This window comes from Streptomyces sp. NRRL F-2580 (assembly GCF_000720115.1).
In the GTDB taxonomy this organism is placed as follows: Bacteria; Actinomycetota; Actinomycetes; order Streptomycetales; family Streptomycetaceae; genus Streptomyces.
On record NZ_JOIR01000014.1, the window covers coordinates 123,795 to 139,292 of the forward strand.

Genomic DNA, 15,498 nt, shown 5'->3' on the forward strand with positions numbered 1-15,498 from the left:
CGGGATCAGCCCAGGGTCGCGATCGCCTGGTTGAAGGTCGCGGACGGGCGCATGATCGCCGCGGCCTTCGTGGCGTCGGGCTGGTAGTACCCGCCGATGTCGGCCGGGGAGCCCTGCACCGCGATCAGCTCGCCGACGATCTTCTCCTCGGACTCGGCCAGCGTCTTGGCCAGCGGGTCGAAGGCCGCCGCCAGCTTCGGGTCGTCGGTCTGGCGCGCCAGCTCCTGCGCCCAGTACAGGGCGAGGTAGAAGTGGCTGCCGCGGTTGTCGATGCCGCCCAGCTTGCGGCTCGGCGACTTGTCCTCGTTGAGGAAGGTGCCGGTCGCCCGGTCCAGGGTGTCGGCCAGCACCTGGGCGCGGGCGTTGCCGGTGGTGGTGGCGAGGTGCTCGAAGGAGACGGCCAGCGCGAGGAACTCACCGAGGGAGTCCCAGCGCAGGTAGTTCTCCTTGACCAGCTGCTGGACGTGCTTCGGGGCGGAGCCGCCGGCGCCCGTCTCGAAGAGGCCGCCGCCGTTCATCAGCGGGACGACCGACAGCATCTTGGCGCTGGTGCCCAGCTCCAGGATCGGGAACAGGTCGGTCAGGTAGTCGCGCAGCACGTTGCCGGTCACCGAGATGGTGTCCTCGCCGCGGCGGATGCGCTCCAGGGAGTACGCGGTCGCCTTGACCGGGGAGAGGATCTCGATGGTCAGACCCTCGGTGTCGTGCTCGGCGAGGTACGTCTTGACCTTGGCGATCAGCTGCGCGTCGTGCGCGCGGTCCTCGTCCAGCCAGAAGACGGCCGGGACGCCGGTGGCGCGGGCGCGGGTGACGGCGAGCTTGACCCAGTCCTGGATCGGCAGGTCCTTGGTCTGGCAGGCGCGGAAGATGTCGCCGGCGGCGACCTCCTGCTCCAGGACCGTGTTGCCCGCGGCGTCGACGACGCGGACGGTGCCCGCGGTGGCGATCTCGAAGGTCTTGTCGTGGCTGCCGTACTCCTCGGCCTTCTGGGCCATGAGGCCGACGTTCGGCACCGAGCCCATCGTGGCCGGGTCGAAGGCGCCGTGGGCGCGGCAGTCGTCGACGACGACCTGGTAGACGCCGGCGTAGCTGCTGTCCGGGAGGACGGCGAGGGTGTCGGCCTCGGCGCCGTCCGGGCCCCACATGTGGCCGGAGGTGCGGATCATGGCCGGCATGGAGGCGTCGACGATGACGTCGGACGGCACGTGCAGGTTGGTGATGCCCTTGTCGGAGTCGACCATCGCCAGGGCCGGGCCCTCGGCGATCTCGGCGTCGACGGACGCCTTGATCGCGTCGCCGTCGGGCAGCGCGCCCAGGCCGTTGAGGATGGCGCCGAGGCCGTCGTTGGGCGACAGGCCGGCGGCGGCGAGGGTCTCGCCGTAGCGGGCGAAGGTCTTCGGGAGGAAGGCGCGGACCACGTGGCCGAAGATGATCGGGTCGGAGACCTTCATCATCGTGGCCTTGAGGTGCACGGAGAACAGCACGCCCTCGGCCTTGGCACGCTCGATCTGCTCGTTCAGGAAGGTGCGCAGGGCGTCGACGTGCAGCACGGACGCGTCCACGACCTCGCCGGCGAGGACCGGTACGGAGTCGCGCAGCACGGTGGTGGCGCCGTCGGCGGCGACGTGCTCGATGCGGAGCGTGCCGGCCTCGGCGATCACGGCGGACTTCTCGGTGGAGCGGAAGTCGTTCGCGCCCATGGTGGCGACGTTCGTCTTCGACTCGGGGGTCCAGGCGCCCATGCGGTGCGGGTGCGCCTTGGCGTAGTTCTTCACCGAGCCGGGGGCGCGGCGGTCGGAGTTGCCCTCGCGCAGGACCGGGTTGACGGCGCTGCCCTTGACCTTGTCGTAGCGGGCGCGGATCTCGCGCTCCTCGTCGGTCTTCGGGTCGTCCGGGTAGTCCGGGAGGGCGTAGCCCTGGCCCTGGAGCTCGGCGACCGCGGCCTTGAGCTGCGGGATCGACGCCGAGATGTTGGGCAGCTTGATGATGTTGGCCTCGGGGGTCTTCGCCAGCTCACCGAGCTCGTGGAGGGCGTCGGCGATCCGCTGGCTCTCCTCCAGGTACTCGGGGAAGCTGGCGATGATCCGACCGGCCAGGGAGATGTCACGGGTCTCGACATTCACACCGGCCGTCGACGCGTACGCCTGGATCACAGGCAGGAAGGAATACGTCGCGAGGGCCGGGGCCTCGTCAGTGTGCGTGTAGATGATGGTCGAGTCAGTCACCGGATGCTCCGCTCCACAGTCTGCGTCTCTCGTCTGCAACATTGCTCGACATCAAGATATCTCGTGATCGGGCCGGACTGGACAGCCCCCTGCCGCCAGTCCGGGAGACGCGTGTCACGCCCGTCCCCCCGGAACGGCGAAAGCGCCGTCCCGGCTGTTCCCAGCCGGGGCGGCGCTCAGCCGTGAAGGCCTACGGGCCAGGTCAGACCGTGACGGCCTTCGGGTTCGGGCCGTACTGGTTCGGCTGGTCGTTGCCGGCGGTGGCCAGCAGGACGATGAGCCAGATGAAGCCGACGAGCGGCACGAAGCTGATGAGGACCCACCAGCCGGACTTGTCGGTGTCGTGCAGGCGGCGCACGGTCACGGCGAGGTTCGGGAGGAAGGTGCCCAGCGCGTAGAGCGCGTACAGCCACGGGGAGGTGCCGATGACGGCGTCCAGGATCGAGACGACGATCAGCGCGGCCACGTTGAAGAGGAAGAACATCCAGTACTCCTGGCGGCGGGCGCGGCCGGAGAAGACGGTGTACTTCTTGAGAACGTCGACGTAGTAGTTCATGGGTCCCCCCAGAGGACGGTTGGTCGGCCCGTCCTGCTGGAGCAAGCCGGGGCAGAACTTATGCCCCCCTTACGTCACGGTCAAGCCAGTTGGCGCGAAGCCAAATCGGCTGGACCGGACGATTTCCGGCACCGATGATGCGACTGCGGAGCACAGGAGTGACCTCATGTCCTCGATAGTCCGAAAAATCCTCGCCGCGCGCCTACTTGACACCCCGACAGCCACCTCGATCGTTACCCACATCGTTACCGCACCGCGACACCGAGGCCCGGGCCCCGGGAGGAGAGCCCGGACCGGGCCCCGGCAGGCATCAGCCGATGTGGAACGAGTCCCCGTAGACCTTCCAGTCGAGCGGGGTGTTGAGGTTCAGGTTGCCCTTCTTGAGGAAGACCCGCTGGGCGGTGTCGACCCGACTGGTGTCGCTGTGCGCCTCCTCCTGCTTCATGGCCCAGACCCGGGCGTCGAGGAAGGCGTTGAGGTAGGCGGTCTCGTTGCCGCCCTGGGACGGGGGCTTGGCCTTGGACAGGGCGCGCTTGCGGATGTTGCGGAAGCTGGTGGGGTCGGTGCCGTCACCGTGCATGACGATGGCGTCGTAGTAGATGAACTGGCCGAGCACGCCGATCCCGTCGGACTTGCCCTGCTGCACGGACGGGTTGAAGTAGACCCGGTCGCGCTCGTGGTCCTGGGCCTTCTTGAACTCGGCGTCCTGGGCGGCCTTCGCCCAGTCCTTGGTGAAGTTGGGGTCGAGGCCGGCGTGCGAGTCCGTGCCGTCGACCCTGCGCAGGGCGGGCAGGTACTTGGCGAGGACGTTGCCCGGCTTGACCTGCGTGTAGTACTCGACGAGGTCGAGCATGTCGCCGGTGCCGGAACAGAAGCCGATGATGCCGGCCGTGTAGCCACGACCATCGTCTATGTCCTCTATGTACTTGTACTGCGCCTTCCAGTCCAGCGAGGAGTTCTCCGCACTGGAGACGATCTTCATGGCGATCTCCTTCTTCGCCGGATCGTCGAGTCCCGCGGCCGCTGCCGCCGCGGTCTCCGCCGTGAGGGCGGGGGCCGCAGGGGTTGCGGTGGCGTGGGCGGTGACGGGGACGGCGAGCAGGGCGCTGCCGAGCAGGGCGCCGATCGCGAGCATCTTGCGGTGGGGGGTGAACACAAGGCCTCCGTGGGGTAGTTGAGGCGTCCCGACTTCGTTAGGAAACTTTACTACCAGAGCTGATGACAGCTCAAGACCCGTGCGCCACACGGCGACCGCCCCGCTGTGTCAGCCCCGGCGGGCGAGACGCTCCGTCAGTTGCCGCTTGACGTCCGGCCGTTCGGGACGGGTGATGCTGTGGACCGCGCTGTCGCGGATCCACCCGTCGCGCATCACCATGTGGTGGCGCAGGGCTCCCTCGAGCGTCGCACCGAGCCCGGATATCGCCGCCCGCGACCTGCTGTTGCGTGCCGTGTTGATGGCCGTGAGCCGGGTCGAGCCGGCGATCCGGCCCGTCGCGAGGTCCACCGTCGCGTACGCTCCCGGGTCAGAGCCAGCCGTTGCGCCGGAAGCCGCGGTGAATGACGTAGCAGGCCACGGCCATGACGCCGAGGACGAGCGGATAGCCGTAGGTCCAGTGCAGTTCGGGCATGTGGTCGAAGTTCATGCCGTAGACCCCGCAGACCATGGTCGGGACGGCGACGATGGCCGCCCACGCCGTGATCTTGCGCATGTCCTCGTTCTGGGCGACGGTCACCTGCGCGAGGTGCGCCTGGAGGATGGAGTCGAGCAGGTTGTCGTAGGCGCCGATCTGCTCGGTGGCCCGGGTCAGGTGGTCGGCCACGTCCCGGAAGTACGCCCGGATCTCCGGCGGGATGACCGGTATCGGCTGCGTGGCCAGCTGCTCCAGGGGACGGCCCAGCGGCGCCACCGCCCGCCGCAGCTCCAGGAGTTCGCGCTTGAGCTGGTAGATCCGACCGGCGTCGCCGCGGCCCCCGTTCTCGCTGAACACCGCCGTCTCGACGGCGTCGATGTCGTTCTGCACGGCGTCCGTCACGGCCACGTAGTCGTCGACCACGTGGTCGGCCATGGCGTGCAGGACCGCCGCGGGCCCCTTGGCCAGCTGCTCCGGGGAGGCCTCCAGCTCCTCGCGGACCGGGCCGAGGGTGCCGCGGCCGCCGTGCCGGATGGTGATGACGAAGTCCTCGCCGGTGAAGGCCATCAGCTCGCCGGTGTCGACCACCTCGCTGGTCGCGGTCAGCTCCTCGTGCTCCACGTACCGCACGGTCTTGAAGACGGAGAACAGCGTGTGGTCGTACCGCTCCACCTTCGGGCGCTGGTGCGCGTTCACGGCGTCCTCGACCGCGAGGGGGTGCAGGCCGAAGAGCTCGGCGAGCCCGGCGAGTTCGGACTGAGACGGCTCGTGCAGGCCGATCCAGACGAAGCCGTCGCCCGCCTTGCGGACCCGGCGCAGCGCCTCCTCCACCTCGCCGCAGTCCTCCTGGCGCACGCCGTCGCGGTAGACGATGCAGTTGACCACCGCGCTGCCGAGCGGGGAGCGGGCCGGGTGGCTGAGGTCGACGGCGCGCCGGTAGCTGCGGCGCACGGCCCGGCGCAGGTTGCTGAACATGGACAAGGACGTACTCCCCTTCGGCGGATCACCGGCCAGTCTGCCATCGCCTCCGGGACGTCCCCCACCAGGGCTCAGAGGCGGTCGATGAACACGCTCGTCGACTTCACCCGCGCCGTGGCCCGGGCGCCCACCTCCAGCCCGAGCTCCTCCACCGCCTCGCGCGTCAGCAGCGAGACGACGCGGTGCGGCCCGGCCTGGATCTCCACCTGCGCGTCGACCGTGCCCAGCTTCACCCCGGTCACGATCCCCGGGAAGGCGTTGCGCGCCGAGGTGTACGGGGCGTCCTCGCCCTCGCCGGCCTCCTGCGCGGCCTCGACGCAGAACGCGGCCAGGTCCGGCCCGTCCACCATCCGCCGCGTGCCCTCCCGGCGGGTGGGGAACCGGTCCGCGTCCGCCCAGCGACGGGCCGTGTCGACGCTGACGCCGAGCAGCCGGGCCGCCTGTCCGATCGTGTAGGACTCCATGGCCCGCAGCTTAGAACCCTCGGTGTGCGGGGCTGCGCAGCGCCTCCCCGGCCGCCGCCGCGATCACCTGCGCCACCGTGGACAGGGCCGGTGAGTCGAGCTTCCACTGCTGCCAGTACAGCGGTACGTCCATCGGCCGCAGGGGCTCCAGCAGCACCAGCTCCCCCGTCCGCACCAGCGGGCCCGCCTGCTGCTCCGGCACCAGCCCCCACCCCAGTCCCGCGACCACGGCGTCCCGGAACCCCTCGGAGGTCGGAATGTAGTGCCGCACCGTTCCCGCCCCGGCCGCCGCGTCCCCCGTCAGCGACCGGACGAAGGCGTCCTGGAGGTCGTCCTTCCGGTCGAACACGATGGTCGGCGCCTCCCGCAGGTCCCGCTCCGGCGCCCCGGTCAGGTACCGGGCGGCGAACCCGGGGCTGGCCGTCGGCAGGTACCGCGCCAGGCCCAGCAGCCGTACGCTGCACCCCGCCACCGGGTCCGGCGAGGAGGTCACCGCCGCCATCACCTGCCCCTCCCGCAGCAGCGCCGTCGTGTGCGACTCGTCCTCGCGCTGCAGTTCGATGCAGACCGGCGGGTCCTGCGGGACCCGGGTCAGCGCCGGCAGGAACCAGGTGGCGAGGGAGTCCGCGTTCACCGCGATCGGCAGCCGCACCGGGCCCGTCCCGTCGGCCATGCCCAGCTCGGAGCGCGCGTCCCGCTCCAGCCGGGCCAGCTGCCGCGCGAAGCGGACCACCACCTCCCCCGATTCCGTCGCCCGCACCGGTTTCGTCCGCATGAGCAGGACCCGCCCGGTCCGCTGCTCCAGAGCCTTGACACGCTGGCTGACCGCGGAGGGGGTCACGTGCAGGGCGGCGGCCGCCGCGTCGAAGGTGCCCTCGTCCACCACCGCGAGCAGCGTGCGTACCTGGTCCAGAGGAAGCTCATCCATCACGAGTGCTAATGGTACGTAAAAATCATTAGCTGTACTGAACCGCCTGCGCTGCCTACGGTCGACGACATGACACACGGCACCCTCACCGCGGCCCTCGCCGGCTTCGGAACCGGCTTCTCCCTCATCGTCGCCATCGGCGCCCAGAACGCCTTCGTCCTGCGCCAGGGCGCGCGCCGCCACGCCGTCCTCGCCGTGGTCGCCATCTGCGCCCTCTCCGACGCGGCCCTCATCACCCTCGGCGTCGCCGGTGTCGGTGCCTTCGTCACCGCCTGGCCGGCCGCCCTGACCGCGGTCGGCCTGGCCGGGGGCGCCTTCCTGGTCTGTTACGGGGTCCTGGCCGCCCGCCGGGTGCTGCGTCCCGCCCCGGGCGCCGCCCTCACCGCGGAGGGGGCCGCCGCGGGATCCGCCCGCGGGGCCGTGCTGACCTGTCTGGCCATGACCTGGCTCAACCCGCACGTGTACCTCGACACCGTCCTGCTCGTCGGCTCCCTCGCCGCCGACCGCGGCGACCTGCGCTGGGCCTTCGGCATCGGGGCCGTCCTCGCCAGCCTGACCTGGTTCACCAGCCTGGGGTACGGGGCCCGGCTGCTGAGCGGCCTGCTCGCCCGGCCCTCGGCCTGGCGGATCATGGACGGGCTCGTCGCGGCGACCATGGTCACCATGGGCGGCCTGCTGCTGGCCCGCGCCTGAGCCGCATGTCGGCGCCGGGTCGTCGGCGGGAGCCCGGCATAGTGCTGCTGCCGACGCCCCGGCGCCCCGACGGCCGACGACCCACCACCGACCACCGACCACCGACGGCGCGACAGCCCGACCACCCGACGCCCAGGAGCCCTCCGTGCCCGACCGCCCCTCCCCCGACGCGGTGCGCGCGTACCACGCCGCCCGGCCGGCCCCGCTCGTGGCCGCCACCGGGATCGTGCTCGACACCCGCGGGCGGGTCCTCGTCCTGTCCCCCTCGGACGAGGCGGATCCGGAGCTCCCGGGCGGCACGGTCGCGGCCGCCGAGACCCCGGAGGCCGGGCTGGCCCGCGAGCTGCGGGAGGACCTCGACCTCCACCTGCCCGTCGGCCGGCTGCTGGCGGTCGACTCCCGGCCGCCCGGGGCCCTCGGCCGCGCCCTGGTCGTCCACGTCCACCTCGTCGGGCCGCTGATCCCGGAGGAGGCCGCGGCGCTCTCCTTCCGGGACGGCGGGGTCACCGAGGCGCGCTGGCTCCGGCCGGACGAGGCCTGCGAGGTCCTGCCGGCCCGCGTCGCGCCCCGGCTGCGCGCCGGCCTGGCCGCCCTGCACACCGGCTCCTTCGCCCACCTCGTCGACGGCGTGCCGCAGCCGGGTTCCCCGGCCGGCCTGGACCCGGCCCGGCGCCTAGCCCTGGAACACTCCGGCGCCCTCGACGCGGCCAGCCACCGGGCCAGCCGGCCCAAGGCCGTGACCGCCGCGAGCGTGGTGTTCACCGCCGCCGACGGCCGGGTCCTGCTGGTCCAGCCCGCGTACGGCCGCAGCGACCGCTGGAACCTGCCCGGCGGCGGCATCGACAGCGACCTCGGCGAGACCCCGCGCGCCGCCGCCCGGCGGGAGGTCCACGAGGAACTGGGCCTCGACCTCGCTCCGGGCCGGCTGCTCGCCGTGAACTGGTCGCACAAGCCCGGCCGTCCGGCACGCATCCGCTTCCTCTACGACGGCGGCGTCCTCGACGCCGCCGTCCTCGCCCGGATCCGCCTCGACCACACCGAACTCCTCCAGTGGCGCGCCGTCGCGCCCACTGAGCTGTCGGGCCTGGTCAAACCGGCCCTGCGGCGCCAGATCACCGCCTGCCTGACCGCCCGCGAGACGGGCACCGGCCCCCTGGAGCTGCACGCCGGCCGGCCCTGACGGGCGGGTCCCGCCCAGCGCGCCGGGCAGCGGCCGCCGGGTTACCGTCGGCGCCATGGACGGTGATCGCCGCACGTGGCGCCAGTGCCTGCTCGGCGGGGCGGTCTTCGCCGTGTGCATGGCCGGCACCACCCTGCCGACCCCCCTCTACGGCCTCTACCAGGAGAAGTTCGGGTTCTCCGAGCTGATGGTGACCGTGGTGTACGCCGTGTACGCCTTCGGGGTGATCGGTGTACTGCTGCTGGCGGGCAACGCCTCGGACGCCGTCGGCCGGCGCCCGGTGCTGCTGGCCGGCCTGGGCTTCGCGGCGGCCAGCGCCGTCTGCTTCCTGTGCGCCACCGGCATGGGCTGGCTGTACGCCGGACGGCTGCTGTCGGGGCTGTCCGCCGGGCTGTTCACCGGCGCGGCGACGGCGTACGTGATGGAGCTGGCCCCCCGCGGCGGCGCCTCGCGGGCCACCCTCGTCGCGACGGCAGCCAACATGGGCGGGCTGGGCTGCGGTCCGCTGCTTGCCGGGGTGCTCTCGCAGTACGCCCCCCGGCCCCTCTATCTGACGTTCGCCGTACATCTCGTCCTGGTGGTGGCCTCGGCCGGCGTCCTGCTGGGGCTTCCGGAGACCGTGACGGAGCTGCGGCCGCTGCGCACCGTACGACCGCAGCGGCCCGGCCTGCCGCCGCAGGTGCGGGCGGTGTTCGCGCCCGCGGCGACCGCCGCGTTCGTGGGCTTCGCCCTGTTCGGGGTGTTCACCTCGGTCAGCCCGGCGTTCCTCGCCCAGTCCCTGGACGTGCACAACCGCGCCGTGAGCGGGGCGGTCGTCGCCCTGGCCTTCTTCGCCTCGACCGCCGGACAGCTGGCGGTCGGCCGGGTCGGGGTGGGGCGCTCGCTCCCGCTGGGCTGCGCCGGGCTCCTCGCCGGGCTGGCCCTGCTCGCGGGCGCCCTGGTGTGGGACCTGCTGGCGCTGGTGGTGGCGAGCGCGCTCGTCGGCGGCGCCGGACAGGGCCTGGCGTTCCGCGGGGCGCTGTCCGCGGTGGCCGCGGCCTCGCCGCCGGACCGGCGCGCGGCGGTGATCTCGACGCTGTTCGTGGTGGCGTACGCGGGCATCTCGGTGCCGGTGATCGGCGTGGGGCTGCTGGCCGACCCGCTCGGCCTGGAGGGCGCCGGGCTGGTCTTCATCGCCTGCATGGCCGTGCTCGTCTCGGGCGCGGCCGCCTATCTGCTGCGCCGGCCGGTACGGGTGGGGAGCACGACAGGCCCGGCCTGACGGCCGGGCCTGACGGGGAAAGCGGGTGGAACGGTGTGCCGGGATCAGACCGCCGGGACCGGGTAGGTCGGGTACTCCACGCCGGACACGTGCTGGACCACGCGGATGACCTGGCAGGAGTAGCCGAACTCGTTGTCGTACCACAGGTAGAGGATGGCGTTGTCGCCGTCGACCTTGGTGGCACCGGCGTCCACGATCGACGCGTGGCGCGAGCCGACGAAGTCCATGGACACCGCGTCGGGGGCCGTGGTGAAGTCGATCTGGCGCTTGAGCGGCGAGTGCAGCGAGACGTCGCGGAGGTAGTCGAGGACTTCCTCGCGGGTGGTCTCGCGGCCCAGGCGCAGGCTGAGGATGGCGATCGAGACGTCCGGGACGGGGACCCGGATCGAGCTGCCGGTGATCGGCGCCTTGAGGTTGGGCAGCGCCTTGGCGACGGCGGAGGCGGCACCGGTCTCGGTGATCACCATGTTCAGCGGCGCGCTGCGGCCACGGCGGTCGGCCTTGTGGTAGTTGTCCAGCAGGTTCTGGTCGTTCGTGAACGAGTGGACGGTCTCCACGTGACCGCGCAGAACACCGTACTCGTCGTCCATGGCCTTCAGCGGCGGGACGATCGCGTTGGTGGTGCAGGAGGCGCAGGACAGGATCCGCTCGTCCGGCTTGATGGTGTCGTGGTTGACGCCGTGGACGATGTTCGGGACGTCGCCCTTGCCCGGGGCGGTCAGGACGACCTTGTCGATGCCGGGGCGCAGGTGGTTCGACAGGCCCTCGCGGTCCCGCCACTTGCCCGTGTTGTCGATGAGGATGGCGTCCTTGATGCCGTACGCCGTGTAATCGACCTCGGAGGGGTCGTTGGCGTAGATCACCTTGATGCTGTTGCCGTTGGCGATGATCGTGCTCGTCGCCTCGTCCACGGTGATGGTGCCCTGGAACTGGCCGTGGATGGAGTCGCGGCGCAGCAGGGAGGCGCGCTTGACCAGGTCCTGCTCGCCGCCGCCGCGGACGACGATGGCGCGCAGGCGCAGGCCGTTGCCGGAGCCGGCCTTCTCGATGAGCAGACGGGCGACGAGGCGGCCGATGCGGCCGAAGCCGTAGAGGACGACGTCGCGGCCGTCGCCGCGCTCGATCTTGTTCTCACCGGTGGCGCCGACGACGGCCGAGGCGGTGAACTCCTGCACCGACAGGCCGCGGTCGTCGGTCTTGTACGCCTCGGCGAGCAGGGCGATGTCGATCTGCGACGGGCCGAGGTCGAGGGTGGTGAGCGCCTGCAGGAACGGCAGCGTCTCGGTGACCGAGAGCTCCTCACCGGCGATCTGGCGGGCGAACCGGTGGGTCTTCAGAATGCTGACCACCGACTTGTTCACCAGGGAGCGGCTGTGGACCAGGACCGTGACGTCCCGCTCCCGGTGCAGCTTCCCGATGATCGGGATCATCGACTCCGCGATCTCCTCGCGGTTCTTCCAGCTGGTGAACGAGTCCTCATTGACAGTCACAGGATTATCTTTCGAGCTAGGCGGTGCTCATATGCTAACCCGACGCCGCTCCGGCCCCTCAGGCGGTACCCGCCGGGGCCGGGAACGTGCGTTATGTGGCGTAAAGGTGTCCCTGTTTGCGGTGGTTTGACCTCAGAAGGTATTGCGGCGGCGCATCCCCATCGGGCGGCCGTCCGGGCCGACCAGGAGGCGGTTCAGCGGAGCCGCGAGCAGCCGCTGCGCGGTGCGAGGTCCGGCGGGACGTAGCGGCGCAGCCGGCCCGGCGGCCGGGGACCGCGGCGGCCGCCCGCGTGCCAGGCGTCCAGCGCGGCGGCCGACGCGGCGAAGGCCTCGAACGCGGCCGCGGAATCGCACAGCGGGTCCGCCGCGTCCGGGGTTCCCGCCTCGGCTGCCGGGGCCGGCGCGTCCAGGTGCTCGCGCATGAGCCCCAGGCGCAGTTCGCGGGCGAAGGCACGCGCGCCGTCGCCGAGGCCGGCGGGGTCGCGCGGGAGCCGCGGGTCCGGGGTCTCGTCGTACACGGCGCAGCCGAGTTCGGAGTCGTGGGTCCACGAGCGGAGGTGACCTTGTCGGAGCCGACGGAGGCCCACACGTCGGTGATCATGGCCTCCACCGAGGACGAACCACTGCGCGCCGCCGAGCGGAGCGCACCCTTCGTCGCCTTCCCCGCCGTCGTCGCCCACATCACCGGCCCCCCGGCCATGTCCGTACCCCTGTTCTGGTCCGGCAGCGGCCTGCCCGTCGGCGTCCACTTCCTCGGCCGCGTCGGCGACGAGGGCAGCCCTCCTCCGCCTCGCGGGGCCCGCTCGAACAAGCCCGTCCCTGGGCCGACCGCCGCCCGGACCGACCCACCACTCCGACGTGGCACGATCCGGCCGCCGGGGCCAGCCTGGAGGAAGGACGCTCCCCGTAGCCCAGGGAATGGAGACGGCCATGACGGCGACGACGCGGGATGACACACCGGTCGTGATCGAAGGCGGAGGCGTCGAACTCCGTACGCAAGCGATCGGAGAAGACCTGTCCGTGGCCTTCGTCCGGTTTCCGCAGGGCACCGATATGAGGCCGGCCCTGACCGGCCTGCCCGACGGCCTCTGCGCCTGCCCCCACTGGGGCTACATGCTCAAAGGGCGGCTGAAGATGGTAACGAAGGACGGGGAGGACATCTACGAAGCGGGCCAGGCCTTCTACTGGCCGCCCGGGCACGCCCCCGTGGCACTCGAGGACTGCGAATACGTGGACTTCTCACCCACCGAAGCCTTCACCACCGTCATCGACCACATCAAGGCACAGGGCTGACCCCGACCCGCTCATGGTCCGCACCGGCCCCGTACGTCCAGGCCCGCGCACGAGCGGGAACGTCGGTTGGTACCCCGTCGCGGCCGGCTGGCACGGCGCGTACGTCACCGCGACCTCACCGCACGCGCTGACGCAGCCACCCGGGCGCCCAGCCTGCGGCCACGCCGGAGAGGGGGCGGCAGTCCGGCCGGTGCCCAACCAGAATCCGGCGCGTCCACCGCCGACGGAGCCCTCGGCCGCCATGCCGTGGTCAACGCATGAAACTCCCCCCGGCTTGCGCCACGGATACGGCAGCCTCCCCTCCCGGGCGTCACCCGCCACTGCCTGCGTGCGGCCAGCGAGGGGGCTACGGCCTGACTTCAGCGGTCGGACGTCTTCCCCGGCCGTTCCAGGCGCGTGCGGTGAGGGCGATCGAGCCGTCGGCCTCGGTGGGGACGCCGGCTCGCAGACGTTCACGCAACGCGTCCTGCCCCTTCCGCGGCAGTGAAGCGAGGTACGACGGGGCAGGCCCTTGCCCGCCCAGGAACGGGGCCCAGTAGTCGTCGAAATCCCTGAAGCGTGTGGGGATGTTGACCTCGTCGACCTCCACGTCCGCCAGGCCGGCCGCTCGCAGCGGTTCGTCCAACGGACCGGGCGCGCACAGGGGGAACCGGAGGGCCTCGTCCAGCTCCGACTGCCCTCGTCCAGGGAGACGGCGGCTTTCCAGAAGTAGCGGATGAGTAACTGGGCCCGGGAATCCGTGACGTGCTGCCGGGCGTACCGGACGTAGCCGTCCGACAGCTCGACTTCCACCACCCGCCGGGGGCCGGCCACGTCCAGGACCGCCCGTGTGACGGCACCCGTCCCGCAGCCGATGTCCCGCCAGTCACTGCCCTCCGCAGCGTCCAGGCGGCGGACGCACTCCACCGCCACCTGCCGGCTCCACCGCCCGATGTACGGCTCGTACGCTTCTCCTTCGCCCCACACCGGCGTTCACCCTCATCCCGAACGGCCGGCCGGGCGGGCCCGACACCTACCGCCTCAAGGCCCGGCATGCACGGGACCCCCCACCCGCTCGCAGCTCGGCCGGAGCACCAGGCAAGACGAGAGCCAATCGTTTCGCGACTCCTCCCTGCCGCGCCGACCGAGCCCTCGCTCCGCAAGGCTGCCATCGACCGCGATCCGGCCGGGGGTGGGCCGGTGGCTAGCGGCCGAGGAATCTTTCGACCACTGTCGCCAGTGTCTCCGGGCTCTCATCCGGGGCGAAGTGGCCGGCGTCGTTGAAAACCTCGAGTTCGGCGTTCGGATACCACTGCAGCCAGGTGGACCGCATGGTGTCGGGGCCCATCGCCGGGTCGTTCGCACCAGCCACGACAAGCACCGGGGTCGGATTTTTCTCGAGCCGCTCGTGGATGTCGGAGCCGCGAGTCCAGGATTCGAGGTAGGAGCGCAGGGCAGCCGGCGAGGAGCGTTCCGAGCCGCTCACCCTGGCGTCCAGCCATGGATCGCTGTGCCGACCGCCTGTGAGGACGTCAAAGATCGTCCTTCGGTTGCCGGAATTCTTCACGGCCCCGACGAACAGCTCCCACATCTCCCCTTCGAGCGGGAACCCGGACGCGGGTACCGGTGAGATGCCGACGATCGAGCGGACCCGCGAGGGGGCGTCCAGCAACATCAGCTGGGCGGCCTTGCCGCCCATGGAGTGACCGATGACCGAGAAGGTGTTCCAGCCGAGGTCGTCGGCCACGGCGAGGGCGTCCGCCGCGACCTCCTCCATCGTGTACGTGCCGGGGGTGTCCATCGCCTCGCCGTACCCACGGCAGTCCACAAACGCGTAACTGAACGCGCTCTCGTCCAGGTACCGCCGCAGAGGGCCGAAACTCGACCTGTCGCTGAGCCAGTGGTGGAGTGCGAGGACCCGCTCCGGGCCGTTGCCCTGTACCTCATACGGAATGACGTGTCCTGCTACACGGCCTGTCACCATGCTGGGTCTTGCCCTCCGGGCCGGGCCCGGAATCCCGTCGGCTTGTGGATTCGTTCCAACGGCGTAGCAGCGTGACGGGCGACCGAAGGCGTCGCAGGCCAGATGAATCCTGCTCGTCAGGTCCAGGTGGGCGCGGCCGCCTCCTTCTCGGAGTGGCACCAGCGTGGCGTCGAGCTCCAGGACAAGGCCGGGCAGCATGCGTACCGCGACCCGGGCGGCGGTGGTCCTCCGCTGTCAGCGAGCATCACGGCCAGATCGGAGTGGCGATCCGTCCCGGATCACGTCCGGGCCCACGAGCCGCCGCGGCCTGAGAGCGGTTGAGTACTCGGCGGTCAGCCAGGTGGCATCGCGGCGAGATCCGCAGCAACCGTGCCCCGGCATGGCCGGCCACCCCCGGAGCATCGGCACTGACACAGGCCTTGGAACGCAACCCCATCCGGCACCCTGCACGCAGAAAGTGCTCGGTCGGCCGTCTCTCGATCTGAAGGCGATCCCCATGCGCACCACCGCCGACCGCGGCCGCATCTACCGGAGGTGTGGCTGCCGGGATACCCACCGCCACCCGACCACATCCAGCACCTCCGCGAAGCCCTCAACCGGCTCGGCGCCCCCGCCCCCGACCGGCTTCCACCCCACCGCCGCCCAACCCCGAAGCGGGCGCGCGACCACACGGCGACCACCAGCACTCCGGGCACGGAAAAGGCCGCCCTCTCATTCATGAGAGAACGGCCTCCGACCTGCGTTTCCGCACAGTCGGGACGACAGGATTTGAACCTGCGACCCCTTGACCCCCAGATGGCTGGGTCGGAGGAAAAATCACGACATAGGCCTTAATC

The 15,498-nt window shown here is 71.4% G+C and carries 15 protein-coding genes; 5 read left to right on the forward strand and 10 right to left on the reverse strand.

Annotated features, from left to right (window positions below):
* Positions 1 to 5 precede the first annotated feature (5 nt).
* The 7 genes from IF88_RS0117985 to IF88_RS0118015 form a co-directional block, all read right to left on the reverse strand.
* Positions 6 to 2,225: an NADP-dependent isocitrate dehydrogenase gene (locus IF88_RS0117985; RefSeq protein WP_030712734.1), complete on the reverse strand. Its 2,220-nt coding sequence runs from the start codon at positions 2,223 to 2,225 to the stop codon at positions 6 to 8.
* Positions 2,226 to 2,427: 202 nt separating this feature from the next.
* Positions 2,428 to 2,781 carry a DUF805 domain-containing protein gene (locus tag IF88_RS0117990; RefSeq protein WP_030712736.1) on the reverse strand — a complete coding sequence of 118 codons (354 nt, stop codon included), beginning with the start codon at positions 2,779 to 2,781 and terminating at the stop codon, positions 2,428 to 2,430.
* 310 nt (positions 2,782 to 3,091) lie between these two features.
* Positions 3,092 to 3,916 (reverse strand): chitosanase, encoded by an 825-nt coding sequence (locus IF88_RS0117995; RefSeq protein WP_030712738.1) that lies wholly within the window; start codon positions 3,914 to 3,916, stop codon positions 3,092 to 3,094.
* A 129-nt stretch (positions 3,917 to 4,045) separates the two neighbouring features.
* Complete coding sequence (locus IF88_RS0118000; protein ID WP_030712741.1) at positions 4,046 to 4,285, reverse strand: GNAT family N-acetyltransferase; 240 nt, start codon at positions 4,283 to 4,285, stop codon at positions 4,046 to 4,048.
* Between the two features lie 19 nt (positions 4,286 to 4,304).
* Positions 4,305 to 5,387, reverse strand: coding sequence for a magnesium/cobalt transporter CorA (gene corA, locus IF88_RS0118005; protein WP_051837092.1), 1,083 nt, complete (start codon positions 5,385 to 5,387; stop codon positions 4,305 to 4,307).
* A gap of 74 nt (positions 5,388 to 5,461) precedes the next feature.
* Positions 5,462 to 5,854 (reverse strand): TOBE domain-containing protein, encoded by a 393-nt coding sequence (locus IF88_RS0118010; protein ID WP_030712746.1) that lies wholly within the window; start codon positions 5,852 to 5,854, stop codon positions 5,462 to 5,464.
* Positions 5,855 to 5,864: 10 nt separating this feature from the next.
* Positions 5,865 to 6,782 (reverse strand): LysR family transcriptional regulator ArgP, encoded by a 918-nt coding sequence (locus IF88_RS0118015; protein ID WP_030712750.1) that lies wholly within the window; start codon positions 6,780 to 6,782, stop codon positions 5,865 to 5,867.
* Between the two features lie 69 nt (positions 6,783 to 6,851).
* Between IF88_RS0118015 and IF88_RS0118020 the strand changes: the two genes are divergently transcribed.
* The 3 genes from IF88_RS0118020 (at position 6,852) to IF88_RS0118030 (ending at position 9,916) form a co-directional block, all read left to right on the forward strand.
* Complete coding sequence (locus IF88_RS0118020) at positions 6,852 to 7,475, forward strand: LysE/ArgO family amino acid transporter (protein WP_030712753.1); 624 nt, start codon at positions 6,852 to 6,854, stop codon at positions 7,473 to 7,475.
* Positions 7,476 to 7,620: 145 nt separating this feature from the next.
* Complete coding sequence (locus tag IF88_RS43645; RefSeq protein ID WP_078892959.1) at positions 7,621 to 8,655, forward strand: NUDIX hydrolase; 1,035 nt, start codon at positions 7,621 to 7,623, stop codon at positions 8,653 to 8,655.
* 55 nt (positions 8,656 to 8,710) lie between these two features.
* Positions 8,711 to 9,916 (forward strand): MFS transporter, encoded by a 1,206-nt coding sequence (locus IF88_RS0118030; protein WP_030712758.1) that lies wholly within the window; start codon positions 8,711 to 8,713, stop codon positions 9,914 to 9,916.
* A 44-nt stretch (positions 9,917 to 9,960) separates the two neighbouring features.
* On the opposite strand, the gene IF88_RS0118035 is transcribed toward IF88_RS0118030, so the two are convergent.
* Together IF88_RS0118035 and IF88_RS0118040 are read right to left on the reverse strand one after the other, a co-directional pair.
* Complete coding sequence (locus tag IF88_RS0118035; protein ID WP_030712762.1) at positions 9,961 to 11,406, reverse strand: glyceraldehyde-3-phosphate dehydrogenase; 1,446 nt, start codon at positions 11,404 to 11,406, stop codon at positions 9,961 to 9,963.
* 194 nt (positions 11,407 to 11,600) lie between these two features.
* Positions 11,601 to 11,924: a hypothetical protein gene (locus tag IF88_RS0118040; RefSeq protein WP_199808091.1), complete on the reverse strand. Its 324-nt coding sequence runs from the start codon at positions 11,922 to 11,924 to the stop codon at positions 11,601 to 11,603.
* A 45-nt stretch (positions 11,925 to 11,969) separates the two neighbouring features.
* Between IF88_RS0118040 and IF88_RS47285 the strand changes: the two genes are divergently transcribed.
* Both IF88_RS47285 and IF88_RS0118050 read left to right on the forward strand, forming a co-directional pair.
* A complete protein-coding gene (locus IF88_RS47285; protein WP_030712768.1) occupies positions 11,970 to 12,359 on the forward strand; it encodes a hypothetical protein in 390 nt (129 codons plus the stop codon).
* Entirely contained in the window at positions 12,337 to 12,699 is a 363-nt protein-coding gene (locus IF88_RS0118050) for a hypothetical protein (RefSeq protein WP_030712769.1), read from the forward strand. Before IF88_RS47285 ends, IF88_RS0118050 begins: the two co-directional genes overlap by 23 nt.
* A 1,183-nt stretch (positions 12,700 to 13,882) precedes the next feature.
* On the opposite strand, the gene IF88_RS0118060 is transcribed toward IF88_RS0118050, so the two are convergent.
* Positions 13,883 to 14,662, reverse strand: a complete 780-nt coding sequence (locus tag IF88_RS0118060) for an alpha/beta fold hydrolase (RefSeq protein WP_030712770.1) — start codon at positions 14,660 to 14,662, stop codon at positions 13,883 to 13,885.
* Positions 14,663 to 15,498 lie beyond the last annotated feature (836 nt).

What these genes read in the sequence shown, in the direction of transcription:
- IF88_RS0118050 (WP_030712769.1), top strand. Translation starts at nt 12,337, where the DNA reads ATGACGGCGACGACGCGGGATGACACACCGGTCGTGATCGAAGGCGGA.
- IF88_RS0117990 (WP_030712736.1), bottom strand. Translation starts at nt 2,781, where the DNA reads ATGAACTACTACGTCGACGTTCTCAAGAAGTACACCGTCTTCTCCGGC.
- IF88_RS0118030 (WP_030712758.1), top strand. Translation starts at nt 8,711, where the DNA reads ATGGACGGTGATCGCCGCACGTGGCGCCAGTGCCTGCTCGGCGGGGCG.
- IF88_RS0118020 (WP_030712753.1), top strand. Translation starts at nt 6,852, where the DNA reads ATGACACACGGCACCCTCACCGCGGCCCTCGCCGGCTTCGGAACCGGC.
- IF88_RS0118010 (WP_030712746.1), bottom strand. Translation starts at nt 5,854, where the DNA reads ATGGAGTCCTACACGATCGGACAGGCGGCCCGGCTGCTCGGCGTCAGC.
- IF88_RS0118060 (WP_030712770.1), bottom strand. Translation starts at nt 14,662, where the DNA reads ATGGTGACAGGCCGTGTAGCAGGACACGTCATTCCGTATGAGGTACAG.
- corA (WP_051837092.1), bottom strand. Translation starts at nt 5,387, where the DNA reads ATGTTCAGCAACCTGCGCCGGGCCGTGCGCCGCAGCTACCGGCGCGCC.
- IF88_RS0118015 (WP_030712750.1), bottom strand. Translation starts at nt 6,782, where the DNA reads ATGGATGAGCTTCCTCTGGACCAGGTACGCACGCTGCTCGCGGTGGTG.
- IF88_RS0117995 (WP_030712738.1), bottom strand. Translation starts at nt 3,916, where the DNA reads ATGCTCGCGATCGGCGCCCTGCTCGGCAGCGCCCTGCTCGCCGTCCCC.